This is a genomic window from Pseudomonas sp. SA195 (genome assembly GCF_054131565.1).
This window is the reverse complement of the sequence record NZ_CP096392.1, coordinates 2,348,302-2,362,769: the sequence shown is the minus strand read 5'-3', so window position 1 is coordinate 2,362,769 and position 14,468 is coordinate 2,348,302. Positions and strand designations below refer to the sequence as shown.

12 protein-coding genes are annotated in these 14,468 nt (G+C 61.7%); 6 read left to right on the top strand and 6 right to left on the bottom strand.

Annotated features, from left to right (window positions below):
* Nucleotides 1-10: 10 nt before the first annotated feature.
* Nucleotides 11-1,561, bottom strand: a complete 1,551-nt coding sequence (gene glgA, locus M1D78_RS10955; protein WP_437419236.1) for a glycogen synthase GlgA — start codon at nt 1,559-1,561, stop codon at nt 11-13.
* Nucleotides 1,562-1,860: 299 nt separating this feature from the next.
* Between glgA and M1D78_RS10950 the strand changes: the two genes are divergently transcribed.
* Nucleotides 1,861-2,361, top strand: a complete 501-nt coding sequence (locus M1D78_RS10950) for a CinA family protein (protein ID WP_437419237.1) — start codon at nt 1,861-1,863, stop codon at nt 2,359-2,361.
* A gap of 71 nt (nt 2,362-2,432) precedes the next feature.
* On the opposite strand, the gene M1D78_RS10945 is transcribed toward M1D78_RS10950, so the two are convergent.
* Nucleotides 2,433-3,545, bottom strand: a complete 1,113-nt coding sequence (locus tag M1D78_RS10945; protein ID WP_437419238.1) for a mechanosensitive ion channel family protein — start codon at nt 3,543-3,545, stop codon at nt 2,433-2,435.
* Nucleotides 3,546-3,808: 263 nt separating this feature from the next.
* On the opposite strand from M1D78_RS10945, the gene M1D78_RS10940 reads away from it, so the two are divergent.
* On the top strand, nt 3,809-4,339 hold the full coding sequence (locus M1D78_RS10940; protein ID WP_437419239.1) for a ferritin-like domain-containing protein: 531 nt from the start codon (nt 3,809-3,811) through the stop codon (nt 4,337-4,339).
* Nucleotides 4,340-4,351: 12 nt separating this feature from the next.
* On the opposite strand, the gene M1D78_RS10935 is transcribed toward M1D78_RS10940, so the two are convergent.
* Nucleotides 4,352-4,630, bottom strand: a complete 279-nt coding sequence (locus tag M1D78_RS10935) for a DUF1652 domain-containing protein (RefSeq protein WP_437419240.1) — start codon at nt 4,628-4,630, stop codon at nt 4,352-4,354.
* Between the two features lie 230 nt (nt 4,631-4,860).
* Between M1D78_RS10935 and M1D78_RS10930 the strand changes: the two genes are divergently transcribed.
* Both M1D78_RS10930 and ligD read left to right on the top strand, forming a co-directional pair.
* Complete coding sequence (locus M1D78_RS10930) at nt 4,861-5,178, top strand: hypothetical protein (protein ID WP_437419241.1); 318 nt, start codon at nt 4,861-4,863, stop codon at nt 5,176-5,178.
* Nucleotides 5,179-5,195: 17 nt separating this feature from the next.
* Nucleotides 5,196-7,742, top strand: coding sequence for a DNA ligase D (ligD, locus tag M1D78_RS10925; RefSeq protein WP_437419242.1), 2,547 nt, complete (start codon nt 5,196-5,198; stop codon nt 7,740-7,742).
* 4 nt (nt 7,743-7,746) lie between these two features.
* Here the strand turns inward: ligD and M1D78_RS10920 are convergent, their stop codons facing one another.
* From M1D78_RS10920 to M1D78_RS10910, 3 genes are all read right to left on the bottom strand, one after another.
* A complete protein-coding gene (locus tag M1D78_RS10920) occupies nt 7,747-7,983 on the bottom strand; it encodes a DUF2790 domain-containing protein (RefSeq protein ID WP_437419243.1) in 237 nt (78 codons plus the stop codon).
* A 210-nt stretch (nt 7,984-8,193) separates the two neighbouring features.
* Nucleotides 8,194-9,129, bottom strand: coding sequence for a LysR family transcriptional regulator (locus M1D78_RS10915; protein ID WP_437419244.1), 936 nt, complete (start codon nt 9,127-9,129; stop codon nt 8,194-8,196).
* 124 nt (nt 9,130-9,253) lie between these two features.
* Nucleotides 9,254-10,270 carry an SDR family oxidoreductase gene (locus tag M1D78_RS10910; protein WP_437419245.1) on the bottom strand — a complete coding sequence of 339 codons (1,017 nt, stop codon included), beginning with the start codon at nt 10,268-10,270 and terminating at the stop codon, nt 9,254-9,256.
* A gap of 304 nt (nt 10,271-10,574) precedes the next feature.
* Here M1D78_RS10910 and M1D78_RS10905 point away from each other — a divergent pair, with 304 nt between their 5' ends.
* Entirely contained in the window at nt 10,575-12,773 is a 2,199-nt protein-coding gene (locus tag M1D78_RS10905) for an FAD-dependent oxidoreductase (protein WP_437419246.1), read from the top strand.
* A 73-nt stretch (nt 12,774-12,846) separates the two neighbouring features.
* Complete coding sequence (locus tag M1D78_RS10900) at nt 12,847-13,776, top strand: AEC family transporter (RefSeq protein WP_437419247.1); 930 nt, start codon at nt 12,847-12,849, stop codon at nt 13,774-13,776.
* Nucleotides 13,777-14,468: the final 692 nt, after the last annotated feature.

Below are 14,468 nucleotides of genomic sequence, written 5' to 3'. Positions count from 1 at the left end.
ATCGACCTCGTCAGATAGTTGCAGTGACCTCTCGCCGAGTGCCCAGCAATTGCTGATACAACCGGTCATAGGGTTCGATCGCGTGGCTCCAGAAAAATCCCCCACTCATCGCACGGCACCGCATCGCATTGAGCAGTTGCGGATTCCGGTGAACCGCCAGTGCGCGCTCGACCGCTTGGCGGTAGCTTTCGACCGTCGCCTCGCCGAACAGGAAGCCCGTTACGCCATCGTCGATGCTGTCCGCCAGCCCGCCGGTGCGGTGGGCGATAGGCAGCGAGGCAAAGCGCTGCGCGTACATCTGGCTCAAGCCGCAGGGCTCGTAGCGCGACGGCATCAGCAGGAAGTCGCTGCCGCCGAACAGGCGCCGGGCGTCGGTTTCGTTGAAGCCGATGTGCGCACCGACACGGCCCGGGAACCGTTCCGCCAGGCGCCGCACTTCGTCTTCGATATGGGGTTCGCCACGGCCGAGAATGGCCAGTTGGCCGCCGCGCTCGACGATGGTTTCGGCGACTGCGATGGTCAGATCGATGCCTTTCTGGTGCACCAGGCGGGACACGACCGAGAACAGCGGGCCGTCGCCCTGATCGAGCCCGAACAGCTCGCGGACGTGGGCCGCATTGGCGCGCTTGCCCTCCCAGTCATTCGGCCCGAACGCGCTGATCAGGTGCTGGCAGCTTTGGGGCTCCCAGGTTTCGTCGATGCCGTTGAGCAGGCCACTGAGCAGCCCCTGCCGCGCTTTCAGGCTGAGGAAGCCTTCCATGCCGCAACCAAAGGCGGGCGTGGTGATTTCCTCGGCGTAGGTGGCGCTGACGGTCGTCACGCGGTTGGCGTAGGCGATACCCGCCTTGAGCAGGGACAGCGCGCCGTAGAACTCCATCCGCTCCGGGCCGCAGGCTTCCATCGGAATGCCCAGTGCACGGCGCTGGCTCATGTCGATGTTGCCCTGGTAGGCGAGGTTGTGAATGGTGAACACGCTCGGTGTGCTCAGGCCGCGCCAGTGCATATAGGCGGGCGTGAGGCCGGTCGGCCAGTCGTGGGCATGCACGAGGTCGGGCGTCCAGCGGATGCCGGCGGTGCAGGCGGCGATGTCAGCCGCGACCATGCACAGGCGGGCGAAACGCACCGGGTTGTCCGGCCAGTCATTGCCGTGTTCGTCCCCGTAGGGCAGCCCGTCACGCTCGTATAACTCGGGGCAGATCACCACGTAGATGATCAGGCCGTCGGGCATGTCCAGTCGGCCGATTTTGCAGCTCGGTAGGTCGCCATGGGACATGACGCTGCCAACGATGCGAATCGGCTCGCCGCACTGCATTACCTGCGTGTAACCAGGGATCAATACGCGCACGTCATGCCGCGCGCCCAACGCGCGTGGCAGCGCGGCGGACACATCGGCGAGCCCGCCGGTCTTGACCAGGTCGGTCAGCTCGGAGGTGACGAAGAGGATTTTTTTCTTGTCGTCCTGCGTGCTGCGAAGCTGCAGGACGGGACGTTCAGCGAGCGCTCCCGGGTGTTGAAGTGCATTCGGGCGGGCGAGCCGGGTGTTGACAGCAGCGATACTCATAGCACTTCTCCCCAATGACCGGCCCCCTGGCCAGGTCAGTTACGAGCACATTTCTCCCACACAGCGTTCATCTGAGCGCTGCAAAACCATGAGCACGGCAAGGCATGAAAACGTTATTGGAGGCCGCGGGAACCGCGGCGTAGAGCTTCGTCGGCCCTACCTTGAAAGCAGACCGGGGGTCTGTGAATAAGTTCTCACTTTCCGCCGGAAGGGCCGGCGCGGGAACTTTGCAATTTGCGGCCGGTTCCCAAACCTGACCAGACAGATACTTTTTCAGGGCGCCAGCCGGAGCGAAACGAATGCAAGACCTTTCTGAAATCGTGCGGTTTCTGAGTGACAAGCAGATGAAATTGACCACTGCCGAATCCTGCACCTGTGGCCTGATGGCCTCCTTGTTGGGCGACATTCCAGGCTGCGGCCAGGTGCTCGACAGCGGGTTCGTCGTCTATTCGCCCAAGGCGAAGAACCGCCTGCTGCACGTCAGCTTCGAAACCATCGAAACCTTTGGCCTGACCAGCGAGGAAGTCGCCACCGAAATGGCCATCGGCGCACTGAACGCGAGCGTCGCTGACGTTGCCATCGCCAATACGGGTGTCGCCGACGACAGCGAAGAAGACGAGGGCGGCACCCAGTGCTATGCCTTTGCCCTGATGCAAGGTGAACGCCAGGTCAGCATCAGCGAGACCGTGCAGTTCGAAGGGGACCGGGTCGAGATCCGCAAGCAGGCGGCGAGGTACGGGCTAGAGCAGTTGCCGAGTAAATACGAGCTTCTGCTGCGCAAGCTGAACCACGAGAACTGATCGCCGCCGCGCCCAGCCACCGCACCGAAACCCCGCAGAGCGCAAAGCCGCTGCGCCATCTTGCGGCGCAGTCACACCGGCGGCTGACGCTCCGGCTCGACATGGTCGGGCGTCGAACGATCCACCGTCGGCTTCTGCCCGACGCTGAGGTCCGCGCGCAGTTGCGGCAGGCATTGCGGGTACTGGCGCTGGATGAAGCCGATCAGGTTTTCGCGCAGGTGGCAGCGCAGATCCCAATTGCGCGAGGAATCCGGCGAACTTACCAGCACGCGTAGCTGAATGGATTTTTCGCTGGTGTCGGTCACCTGCAGCACGATCACCCGGCCATCCCAGAGCTCGGGGACGTCCTGGCACAGGCGCCGCAACTCTTCACGAAGGGGCTCCAGCGGCAGGGAATAATCCACCCAGAAGAACACCGAGCCGATAATGCTGGAGTTGCGACGCGTCCAGTTCTGGAACGGCTTTTCGATGAAGTACTGCAACGGCACCACGAGGCGGCGATCGTCCCAGATCCGTACGATGACGTAGGTGCCGGTGATTTCTTCGATCCGTCCCCATTCGTTCTCGACGATGACGACATCATCCAGGCGGATGGGCTGGGTAATCGCGATCTGCATACCGGCGATGAGATTGCCCAGTACCGGGCGGGCCGCGAAACCCACCGCCAGACCTGCAAGGCCGGCCGAGGCGAGCAGACTGGCGCCGAATTGCCGCGCGCCGGGGAAGGTCATCAGCATGCCTGCAACGCCGATCAGCAGGATGAAGAAGCTGAGCGTGCGCAACAACACGCGCGATTGCGTCTGGATTTGCCGCGCGCGCAGGTTGTCGGTGACATCCACCGGGTTTTTCAGCCGTATGGCCTGCTCGACACCCCTCAGCAGGCGCATGGCCAACCAGGTGAAACAGCCGATGATCAGCAGCAGCGTCAAGCGCCGCGCAACCGGCACCAGGGCCAGGTCACCACTGGCCGCCGCCAGCACGCCCTGAAGGCCGAGTAGCGGCAGGAGCACCCGGACGGGTTTCTCAAGTTGTTCGGATACGGCCTTGGTGAAGAGGAACCCACGGCCCAGCCGCAGCATGATGGCGGTCAGTACGTGGCTGAACACGCTCAACAGCAGGACCATGACGGTCGCCGCGACCAGCACGCGCAGGCCGGGCCGGGTGATGTAGTTCTCCCACTCCATCAGAAACGCGAAGTGTTCGATAGGACAGCTCCCATCCAGTTTCTAGGTCAGGTCTAGTGCGCAAGTGCGCCGCTTGGCAGGGCAGGGCGGTGCCGTACCGCTTGCGCCAGGCCCTAGGTGATGACTGGACCCACCCTGCAAAGTTCATGGCGCAAACCCCCTGCATGCACTCAGTCGGCCCGTTGGAACTCCCCTCACTGCGCGTTTTCCACCTTACAAGGGGGCCGCGTGGCCCGATTGCTTCAACCACTGGGAGACGAACCATGCAAAGCGCACAAACCGGAAACGACGTCCGTATCGAACGCCTGATCGAATGGCTGCGTGATGCCCACGCAATGGAAGCCCAGGCCGAGACGATGCTCAACAAGCAGGCCAGCCGCATCGAGCACTATCCAGAGCTCAAAGCCCGTATCGAGCAGCATATTCAGGAAACCCAGAACCAGTCCAAGCTGATCGAAAGCTGCCTGCAGCGTTACGACAAGTCCTATTCAGGCTTCAAGGACTTGGGCGGCAAGATGATGGCGATGGGGCAGGCCATGGGCGGAATGATGGTCAACGACGAAATCGTCAAGGGCGCGCAGATGGGCTACGTGTTCGAGAATCTGGAAATCGCCTCGTACGAAATCCTGATCGCTGCGGCCGAAGCGGTGGGTGATACGGAGACCAAGGACATCTGCACCCGGATTCTTGGCGAAGAGGTCGCCATGGCGGAGTGGATGCGTAGCCACCTGGCGCAGCTGACGCAGGCCTACCTGACCCGCGCCGAGACGCCGCACACCGAGGCCAAACGCTGAGGAAAGACGGGGCTAGCCGCCGGCCACCTTCTCTGGCACGGCGGCAGTCATGGCGCTGCGCGTTGCGTGAAGCTCGAAGCGCAGCTCCTGCGCCAACCGGACGAGGTCATCGGCGTTCTGGCATTGCTCATCGGTGATGCCGAAGACGGTCAGTTGTTCGACGTCATCGTGTTCGTCATAGAGCCGGACGGTCACCCGGCTTTCGTCTTGGACCTGGCAATCACAACGGAAGGGATGCAGCTCATCGCGAAGGATGTTCTCGATTGTCAACAAAGGTAGACGTGATGACATGGCTTTTCCTCCCCTGGCTATGAGTGCCGCTGCGCTTGCCATTGCCGCGTTGCGTACCTGGCAAAGATGAACGCTAGCAGGCTCTGTCTCGTTGTAAATACCCCCGGAGTGGGTGTGGCCGGCATGTCTCCTGATGCCGAAGGGTCACCTGTCCGCCAAGTCTTTAGTTTTACAAACCAAATTTGTCCGTCACGCACAGGCCGATTCGATTCCGGCATGGAGAAAATCCAATGAAAAAAACGATCGCAGTCGTCGCGCTCATAGGCTTGTGCAGTTCAGCTTTCGCTCAATGGCCGGCCGGTACGCCTGAATCGGAGCGGGGCGCGCGCCCCAGCCCGATGGGCAATCCCACACCGCAGCAGGAAGTGGAAACACGCCAGGACAGCCAGGGGCGCACGGTGACCGAAGACGGCAAGCCGGTGAAGACGCTCAAGGGCAGCGACGCCGACGTCAATGAGTCCGCGGACGATCCTTCCGTCCAGCCCGGGCGCCATTCCAGCCATGGCGGCCCGACGGACAATGCGTCGGACCCGGGCGAGCTGGAATAGGCATTCGGAGCGCTGGCATGGCTCTCGACGAATACAACCGCAAGCGCGACTTCGCCGCCACACCTGAGCCCGGCGGTGAGGGGCAGCTGAAACGCCGCAAGCGGGGGGCGCTGCAGTACTGCATTCAGAAGCACGACGCTACGCGTCTGCACTATGACTTTCGCCTCGAACTCGACGGCACCTTGAAAAGCTGGGCGGTGCCCAAGGGCCCGTCACTCGACCCCAAGTCCCGGCGCCTGGCGGTGCACGTCGAAGACCACCCGCTGGAGTACGCAACCTTCGAAGGCACGATACCGGCCGGGCATTACGGCGCGGGTGATGTGATCGTCTGGGATCGCGGCGTCTGGACGCCCGAAGGCGATCCGGAGGAGGGCTATCGCAAGGGCAAGCTCAAGTTCAGCCTTGACGGTGAAAAGCTCAGCGGCAGTTGGAACCTGGTCCGCACCCGCATGGATGGGGGCAAGGAGCAGTGGTTCCTCATCAAGTCCAACGACGAGGCCGCGCGCCCTGAAGCCGAATACGACATCGTTCATGAACTACCCGACAGTGTACTCAGCGACCGAACGTTGATCCCGCGTAAGCGCGGCAAGGCCGTCCAACGCGAGGCGCCGAAAGCGGTCAAGAAGCCTGCGCCACGGCGCCGTCAGGAGAGCACTGAAACGGCACTCACCGGTGCCAAGCGGGCTGCATTGCCCGAGCAGCTCAAGCCGCAATTGGCGACGCTCGTCGAGACAGTGCCCGACGGCGACTGGCGCTACGAAATCAAGTTCGACGGCTACCGCATCATGGCTCGCATCGATTCGGGCAAGGTGCAGCTGTTCACCCGTAACGGCCATGACTGGACGGGCAAGATGCCCCAGCAAGCCGAGGCGCTGGCGGGGCTTGGGCTTGAATCGGCCTGGCTCGATGGGGAAGTGGTCGTGCTAGACGATGACGGCGCGCCCGATTTCCAGGCTTTGCAGAATGCGTTCGAGGCTGGCCGCAGCGGGCAAATCGTCTACTACCTGTTCGATGTTCCCTACCTCAACGGCCACGACCTGCGCGACGTACCGCTCGAGGAACGCCGGGCCGCACTTGCCGCACTACTGGAATCGGCTGAAAGCGACCTGCTGCGCTTTTCCGCCGACTTCAGCGAAGACCCGGAAAGCATGCTCGAAAGTGCGTGCCAGATGCGCCTGGAAGGACTGATCGCCAAGCGTGCCGGCAGCGGCTACGTGTCCCGCCGCAGCAGCAGCTGGATCAAGATCAAATGCAAGAATCGACAGGAGTTCGTCATCGTCGGCTATACCGACCCCAAGGGCACGCGCAGTGGGTTCGGTGCGCTGCTGCTCGGCCTGCATGATGATCAGGGCAAACTCCATTACGCCGGCAAGGTCGGCACTGGCTTCAATCAGGCGACGTTGAAAAGCCTGCATGCGAAGCTCGAGCCGCTTGAGATCGACAAGCATCCACTGCACAAGGCCCCGCCCGCCGCTGACGTGCGCGGCGCGCATTGGCTGAAGCCGGAGCTGATGTGCGAAGTGGCCTACGCGGAGATGACGCGCCAGGGCGTGGTCCGGCATTCGGTCTTTCATGGGCTACGCAGCGACAAACCCGCCAAGGCCATCACCCATGAAAAGGCCGCCAAGGCCCCACGCAAAAGCACGTCAGGCAAGACGGCCAATAAGACTACGGGAGCGCTCAGAATCTCGAACCCCGAGCGCGTGATCGACGCCTCGATCGGAGCGACCAAGATGGAGTTGGTGCGCTATTACGCCGAGGTCGCACCCTGGGCGCTGCCGCAGCTGCATCAGCGCCCCTTGGCCCTGGTACGCGCTCCAGAAGGGATCGCCGGTGAGCTGTTCTTCCAGAAGCATGCTGAGAAGCTCAGCATTCCGTACATCAATCAGCTGGACCCTTCGCTCTACCCGGAGCATGCCGCGCTGATGACCATCGAAAGTGCCGAAGCACTGGTAGGCGCAGCGCAGATGGGGACCATCGAACTGCACGTCTGGAACGCCGTGGCACCAGCCCTCGACCACCCGGATCGCTTCGTCCTCGACCTCGACCCGGACCCGTCGCTGCCCTGGAAACGCATGATCGAAGCGACGCAACTCACTCAAACACTGCTCGATGAAATCGGCCTGCAGTCGTTTCTGAAGACCAGCGGCGGCAAGGGGTTGCACGTCGTGGTGCCGCTCGAGCCCGTGCACGGCTGGAGCGAGGTGAAGGCGTTCAGCCAGGCGATTGCGCAATACATGGCCAAGCTCATGCCGCAGCATTTCTCAGCGGTTAGCGGGCCGAAGAACCGCGTCGGGCGCATCTTCATCGACTATCTGCGCAACGGCCAAGGCGCCAGCACGGTTGCGCCGTACTCGGTGCGAGCAAGGGAAGGGCTGGGCGTTTCGGTGCCGATACATCGGGACGAGTTGGCTGACTTAAAGGGTGCCAACCTCTGGACAATCCGCAACCTGATACCGCGCCTGGAAGAGCTGGGCGAGGACGACCCCTGGGCCGCGTTACCCGATGCTCGCCAGCGCATCACCGCGCAGATGCGCGAACAACTCGGGATGAAAAAAAACTAGGAGCTTAGTGATCGTGGCAATCCGGACCTTGGCGCAGGTAGCTGACCTTATGCACTTCGCCCTGAGAATCCAGGTACGTCATGGTAGCCGTCACGATTTCGCAGCCGCCGTGTGGCACATCCATGGAGACCAGCTTGGCGACGTCGAGCTTGTCGCCGTAGTGGTAGGGCTCGACCTGAGGTTCAGCCTGTGCCAGTTGGGCGAGCAGGGACAGTCCGGCAATCCAGAACAGATTTTTCATCGTTGACCTCGACAAGTGAACAAGCGGCACATCGGCGCGCTGGGGAATTAAAACGGGCTGCCGGCAGGCGGCAGCCGAAGGGGACAGGCGCCGTGCCGGAAGGAGCAACCGAGCACGACGATGCAAGTCACGATGTGCAGAGTAGGGGAGCCGCCAGGACGGAAAAACACGTCTCAGCGAGAGGAACCTTTACTTAACGCGCAACAATCATCACGCCCAATGCACGGGGTCTTCGATGGACTCGTGGAAGCCGCGAAGCGCCTTGGGCAATTCATCACGCAGGAAGCCCAGCCAGGTAGCCACCTTGGCATCGAGAAAACGCCGCGATGGGTAGAGCGCATGGATGCTCTTCTCCTGAACGCGGTAACCCGGCAGCAGGCGACGCAACGTGCCGCGTTGCAACGCCGGGGCGGCGACGTAGTCCGGTAGCAGGCAAATGCCCATCCCGGCCTCGGCAGCGCTGCTCATCGCCTCGGCCACATTGACCGTGAACGACTCGCCGGGATGAATGATCTGCTCGCCATCCCCCTGCATGAACGTCCAACTGTCGGCAAATACCGGGTCGGCCAGCCGCAGGCAGCGATGTCGGCCCAGCTCGGCCGGAGTGCGCGGCACCCCCTGTTGCTGCAGATAGCCAGGCGAGGCGCAAACGACATGGTGCACCGTGCCGAGGCGCTGGGCGACGAGATCGGAATCCGGCAACTGGCGTGACAGGGTGATGACGACGTCGAGATTGTCCTCCAGCAGGTCGGGCTGACGCTGGGACAGCATCAACTCGATATGCACATCCGGGTAGATCTGGTTGTAGCGCCCGGCGAAGGTCGCCAGCAGCTGGATTCCGAGGCCAATGGTCGAATGCACGCGCAAGCGGCCACGCGGAACTTTGTGCGCGCCGCTCGCTTCGACGCGCGCCTGCTCGACGTGCTCCAGAATGGCGCGGCAATGAGCCAGGTAGCTATCACCCGCCTGAGTGAGCGCCAGGCGACGTGTGGTCCGCTGAAGCAGCCGGGCCTGTAGTTCGTTCTCAAGCTCGGAGACGAGCCGCGATACCTGCGCCGTCGACGTCTCTGCCAGTCGGGCGGCAGCGGTAAAACTGCCGGCATCGACGACTCGAACGAACATCCGCATCGCATTCAACATGTCCATCGATTGTTACCTAAGCCGTAACCGGCGGACATGATGCGGCAGCCATCGTGGAGCGTCGAGGCGAAAGGCAACCCGAAATGCAGCGGCGAGTATGTCGGCTTATCGCCGCTGCACTGGCCTTCAGCTAGGGTTGGCCGTTGCCACCGGTTGCGCCATATACCTGGCCGGTGACATAGCTGGCTTCGGTCGAGGCAAGCAGTACGTACAAAGGAGCGATCTCGGCGGGCTGTCCGGGCCGGCCCAGAGGGGTGTCCTTACCAAAGGTTTTGAGATTCTCCATCGTCTGACCGCCGCTGACCTGCAGCGGTGTCCAGAACGGCCCTGGAGCGACAGCATTCACGCGAATCCCTTTCTCGATGAGTTGCTTCGCCAATCCTTTGCTGAAATTCACAATGGCTGCCTTGGTCATCGAGTAATCCAACAGGTTGACTGGCGGATCGTAAGTCGTCACCGATGAGGTGTTGATGATCGACGAGCCCGGTGGCATGTGCGGCACCGCAGCCTTGGTGATCCAGAACATGGCGTACAGGTTGGTTTTGACTGTCCAGTCGAATTGCTCGGTGGTGATGTCGAGTATCGACGGATGGCTCTGCTGGCGCGCAGCGTTATTGACGAGGATGTCCAGCCCGCCGAGTTGCTCCACTGCCTTTTCGACCAAGCTGCGGCAGAACGCTTCGTCGCGGATATCACCGGGCAGCGCCACGGCATTGCGGCCGGCTTTGCGAATCAGCTCAACGACGGCCTGCGCATCCGGTTCTTCATCGGGCAAATAGTTGATGGCCACATCCGCACCTTCGCGGGCGAAGGCGATGGCGGCAGCGCGACCAATCCCGGAGTCACCGCCTGTAATGAGCGCCTTGCGCCCGGCCAGACGGTTACTGCCCTGATAACTGTCCTCACCATGATCCGGCCGCGGCTCCATATCGCGAGCAAGCCCGGGCCATGGCTGCTTCTGCGCCTCGAACGGCGGCTGTTTGTAGCGTTCGGTCGGGTCGCGTAGCGGGGCAGGGGTATTCGGCGCGGGCGCTGCACTATTAGAAGACTGGGCGAAAATCGGCGCGGCGACGCCTGCCGCAAGGGTCGCTGCCGCGCCCTGAATGAGTAGTTTCCGGCGAGAGGGAAGATGATCGTCCGATTGCATGAAACCTCCGGTCTGATGATGGCGGTCCGCTCGCCGGAAGTGGTTGCTCCAATAAGTTGTACAGGGCTGACGCCGCTGTCGCACTGGTGTAGAGGTCCGCTGCGTCTCATCGTTCAGCCAGGGTGATGGCCGGGAAGGCGCACGGATCATCGGGTCGCCCGGAACGCTTGGGCCTGCCCAGGTTCGAACCTAGGCACCCCGATGAGAGCCATAGATTGACCAACCCTTATCGAATCGCCTCCTTAGCCGCCTGCGCCGTGTCGCAGCGCCGGGCTGTCTGTGTCTGCCGGTGGAGAGGGCGAGCATGAAACTGACGCGAATCCTGATTGTTTTGACGCTGATCGTCGCGGCGATCTGTTTCTTCTACTTCGACCTGAGCCAGTACCTCACGCTGGAAACAATCCAGTCACGGAGCGGGGCGCTTCGGGACCAAGTCCATGCGCATCCGCTGTGGGCGGCAGGCGTATTCTTCTTCGCCTACGTCGCGCTGACGGTGCTGTCGTTCCCGGGCACCGTGGTACTTACGATCCTCGCGGGCGCGCTGTTCGGGTTAGGCGAGGGCACGCTGCTGGTTTCCTTCGCCAGCAACCTCGGCGCACTGATCGCCATGCTGATCAGCCGTTTTCTCTTGCGTGATTGGGTGCAGCGACGATTCGCCAAGCAGGTCATGAGCATCAATCGCGGGCTTGAGCGCGACGGCGCCTTCTACCTGTTCTCGCTGCGCCTGATTCCGATCGTGCCATTCGTATTGCTCAACCCGGCGTTGGGTCTGACGCGAGTCGGCATCTGGACGTTTTGGTGGACGACGCAGGCCGGGATGCTGCCGGGCAACCTCGTCTACGTGAACGCCGGGCTGCAGTTGTCGCGCATCCGCGAGATCTCCGACATTCTTTCGCCAAGCATGATCGGCACCCTGGTGCTGCTTGCCGTGTTTCCGCTTGCTGCAACGCGCCTGCTCACGCTGTACAAGGCGCGCAAAGCGTTCCGTGGCTGGAGTAAGCCCAAGTCGTTCGACTACAACCTGTTGGTGATTGGCGGCGGCAGTGGCGGGCTGGCCGCGGCACGCAAAGCTGCGTCATTCAAAGCACGGGTGGCGCTGGTCGAGCGCGGCCAGCTCGGCGGCGCGGCGTTGCACAGCGGCAGCGTTCCAGCGCGAGCGCTGATGCGTGCAGCCAACATGACCCACGCGCTGCGCCGGGGCGACACCCTCGGCGCGGGCCAATGCCCGGAGGTGGACTTCGCTAAAGTGATGCAGCAAGTCCGGCAAACCCTTGCCGATGCCCAGGCGCGAGTGACGAAGGACGCTTACGAGAAGATGGGTGTCGAGGTCATCGAAGGCGACGCGCACCTGACCTCGCCCTGGACGGTGGACGTCGGTCAACGCAGCATCAGCGCGCGCGCCATGGTGCTCGCGACCGGCAGCCACGCGTTCCTGCCGCCCATACCGGGCATCGACGAGGTCGAGCCGCTGACATCAGAGAACCTCTGGAATCTGAACGAGCGCCCGGACCGCTTGCTGGTTCTGGGCAGCAACGCCAACGCCTGCGAACTGGCGCAGGCGATGCAGCGCCTGGGCTGCCAGGTGACGATGGTGTTCGATGATGAAGAAGTGCTGGGCAGTTACGAACCCGAGGCCCGCCGGGCCATCGGCGACGCGCTCAGCGCCGACGGCGTTCGCCTGCTGCCAAAACATCGGCCTGAGCGGTTCGAAAGAGCAGGGGAGGCGCACCGGCTCGTCTGCACTGCACCGGATGGCTACTCCGAATCGGCCGAGTTCGACCGCGTGTTGGTCGCGCTCGGGCGCCAGCCCGCCCTGGACCATCTAGGTCTCGAAGCACTCAAGCTCGGCACCCGAGACGATAAAAGCCTCGAGGTTGACGAATATCAGGCCACGCGTTTTCCCAACATCTTCGCGGTCGGAGCCGTCTCGGCGCCGGATACCTCGACGCACGAGGCCGCGCACCGCGCCGGTTACGCTACGACCAATGCCTTGTTTTCCGGGCTGCGTCGCGTGGCGGTCAGCGACAGAGTACTGCCTTGCGCCGCGTATACCTCTCCAGAAGTCGGCATGGTCGGCCTCACCGAGGCGCAAGCGCAAGCTGCCGAGCAGGAATACGAAGTCACGTTGATCCCACTCGAAAGCATGGCCACAGCCCATCTGACGGCGGGCAATCGCGGCTTCGTCAAGGTACTGACCGAACACGGGCGGGACCGCATCCTCGGCGCGACCTTCCTCGGCGATGGCGCCAATGAAGCACTGGCCGTGCTGGTCGTTGCGATGAAGCACAAGCTTGGGCTGAACAAGCTGCATCGGGTGGTCCACATCAACCCGACACTTGCCGAAGCCAGCGTCGCCGTAGCCGAGGCCTGGCGGCAAGCGCACGGAGCGAAGCGGCCGTTGGCCTGGTGCGAACGGCTACAACGCTGGAGACGCGGCGCAGCGCGTCGACAATCCCACACAGAATGCGAACCCGAGGCGAAACAGCCGAAAACGGCGGTCTAGCGCTGCCGAGCGTCACGTATGCTGTGTGACAGCGCGTGCCCACACGCATACCCATTCGCTCAAGAACCCACCGATGCTTGCCATACTCGCCATCACCACGCCCATTTTCATCCTCATCGCCATTGGGTTCCTGTCCAACCGGATGGGGCTGGTGTCCCGAGATCAGGTTGCCGGAATGGGGCGCTTCGTCATCACGCTGGCATTGCCGGCGCTGGTCATCCGAGCGCTGCTTGAGCGGCCACTGGCCGAGGTCATTCACTGGAACTACCTGATCGGCTATGGGCTCGGTTCCCTGGCGATATTCGCGCTGGGCTACGCGTTTGCACGGCTCGTGCGCAAGGATAGCCTCAGCGGCAGCGCACTGATGGGCCTGGGCATGTCCGTGTCGAACAGCGGTTTCGTCGGTTATCCGATCGTGGTGCTGGTGGTCGGGACGCCAGCAGCTGTGGCGTTGGCGCTGGGCATGATGATCGAGAATGCGGTGATGATCCCGCTGGCCTTGACGCTCGCCGAGCTCGGCCGGCAAAACGGCGCCAGCGTGGGCGTCGCCTTGTTGGGCACGTTACGCAATTTGGTTCGCCATCCCGTATTGATCGCAATCGTACTGGCGTTGTCGATGGCGACGCTGGAGGTCCAGCCGCCGCCATTCATCATGCGCGTCATCGAAATGCTGGCCCAGGCGTCGGCCCCAGTTGCGCTGTTCGTGATAGGCGCGAGCCTGAATGGCGTCAAACCCGGCGGCATGGTGCTCGACGTCGGGCAATTGCTGATCGGCAAGCTGATCCTGCATCCGTTGCTGGTCTTGCTGTGCTTCAGCTTGCTGCCCATATCGGACCCCGTGCTGAAGGTCGCCGGCGTCCTGATGGCCGCAGCGCCGATGATGAGCATCTATCCAATCTTCGGTGCACGCTACGGGCTGGAACAACGCTGCGCCGCAGGGCTGGTCGCCGCCACGGTGGTTTCGTTCCTGAGCATCAGTGTTTTCGTATGGTGGGTGGGTTGAACGGAAGTGAGGTTGAAACGGTGAAATCAATCAGATGTCGATTTTAGGTAATCTCAAGAAATCTTAAGCCTTTGTTTTTATTAAATAAATATTTTGCGTAAAGCTAAATTTCATCCAGCCTCTGGATATTTATTGCATTTAATGTGAGTTGTGCTTGATTTACTGTTGTTAACGTAAATCGGCAGAGAGCATTACTGTGTAGATTTTTATGAAAATTTTGAATAAAGGGCAAGGTGTCCTATGGGACGGAAAAATTTGTAAATATGAAGCGTCCTTAGGTCCGGACTTGGTGCAGGTCTACATAGAGGCTGAGAATAGGTATCTGTCCGTGCCTGTCGGTGAGTTAGCAGTGATTTCATCCGTGTCTTATCAAAATGAAAGTGTGCCTGCGGATATTTCTGAAGTTGATGAAAAAAAATGGCGCCTAGCAAAGTTTCGCTTTGAGGCAATAAGAGAGTATCTCAGCGGAGACAGAACGAGTGAGAATATTACTAGGCTGTCTAAAAAATTGAGAGTTAGCTCAAGCAGAGCATATGTATTGATTAGGAAATTCGATGAAAGCATGGGGGCTAGATGTTATTTAAGTGAAAAGTCAGGGAGGCCGGTTGGATGTCGACAGCTTGACCCCCGTGTCGAGTCGATTATCGATAACGTCATATGTGGTGAGTGGACTGGCCCTGGAACACGCGTGG

Bases quoted from the DNA above. Each gene is read 5' to 3' on its own strand.
- glgA (WP_437419236.1), bottom strand. From the start codon at position 1,561: ATGAGTATCGCTGCTGTCAACACCCGGCTCGCCCGCCCGAATGCACTT.
- M1D78_RS10950 (WP_437419237.1), top strand. From the start codon at position 1,861: ATGCAAGACCTTTCTGAAATCGTGCGGTTTCTGAGTGACAAGCAGATG.
- M1D78_RS10945 (WP_437419238.1), bottom strand. From the start codon at position 3,545: ATGGAGTGGGAGAACTACATCACCCGGCCCGGCCTGCGCGTGCTGGTC.
- M1D78_RS10940 (WP_437419239.1), top strand. From the start codon at position 3,809: ATGCAAAGCGCACAAACCGGAAACGACGTCCGTATCGAACGCCTGATC.
- M1D78_RS10935 (WP_437419240.1), bottom strand. From the start codon at position 4,630: ATGTCATCACGTCTACCTTTGTTGACAATCGAGAACATCCTTCGCGAT.
- M1D78_RS10930 (WP_437419241.1), top strand. From the start codon at position 4,861: ATGAAAAAAACGATCGCAGTCGTCGCGCTCATAGGCTTGTGCAGTTCA.
- ligD (WP_437419242.1), top strand. From the start codon at position 5,196: ATGGCTCTCGACGAATACAACCGCAAGCGCGACTTCGCCGCCACACCT.
- M1D78_RS10920 (WP_437419243.1), bottom strand. From the start codon at position 7,983: ATGAAAAATCTGTTCTGGATTGCCGGACTGTCCCTGCTCGCCCAACTG.
- M1D78_RS10915 (WP_437419244.1), bottom strand. From the start codon at position 9,129: ATGGACATGTTGAATGCGATGCGGATGTTCGTTCGAGTCGTCGATGCC.
- M1D78_RS10910 (WP_437419245.1), bottom strand. From the start codon at position 10,270: ATGCAATCGGACGATCATCTTCCCTCTCGCCGGAAACTACTCATTCAG.
- M1D78_RS10905 (WP_437419246.1), top strand. From the start codon at position 10,575: ATGAAACTGACGCGAATCCTGATTGTTTTGACGCTGATCGTCGCGGCG.
- M1D78_RS10900 (WP_437419247.1), top strand. From the start codon at position 12,847: ATGCTTGCCATACTCGCCATCACCACGCCCATTTTCATCCTCATCGCC.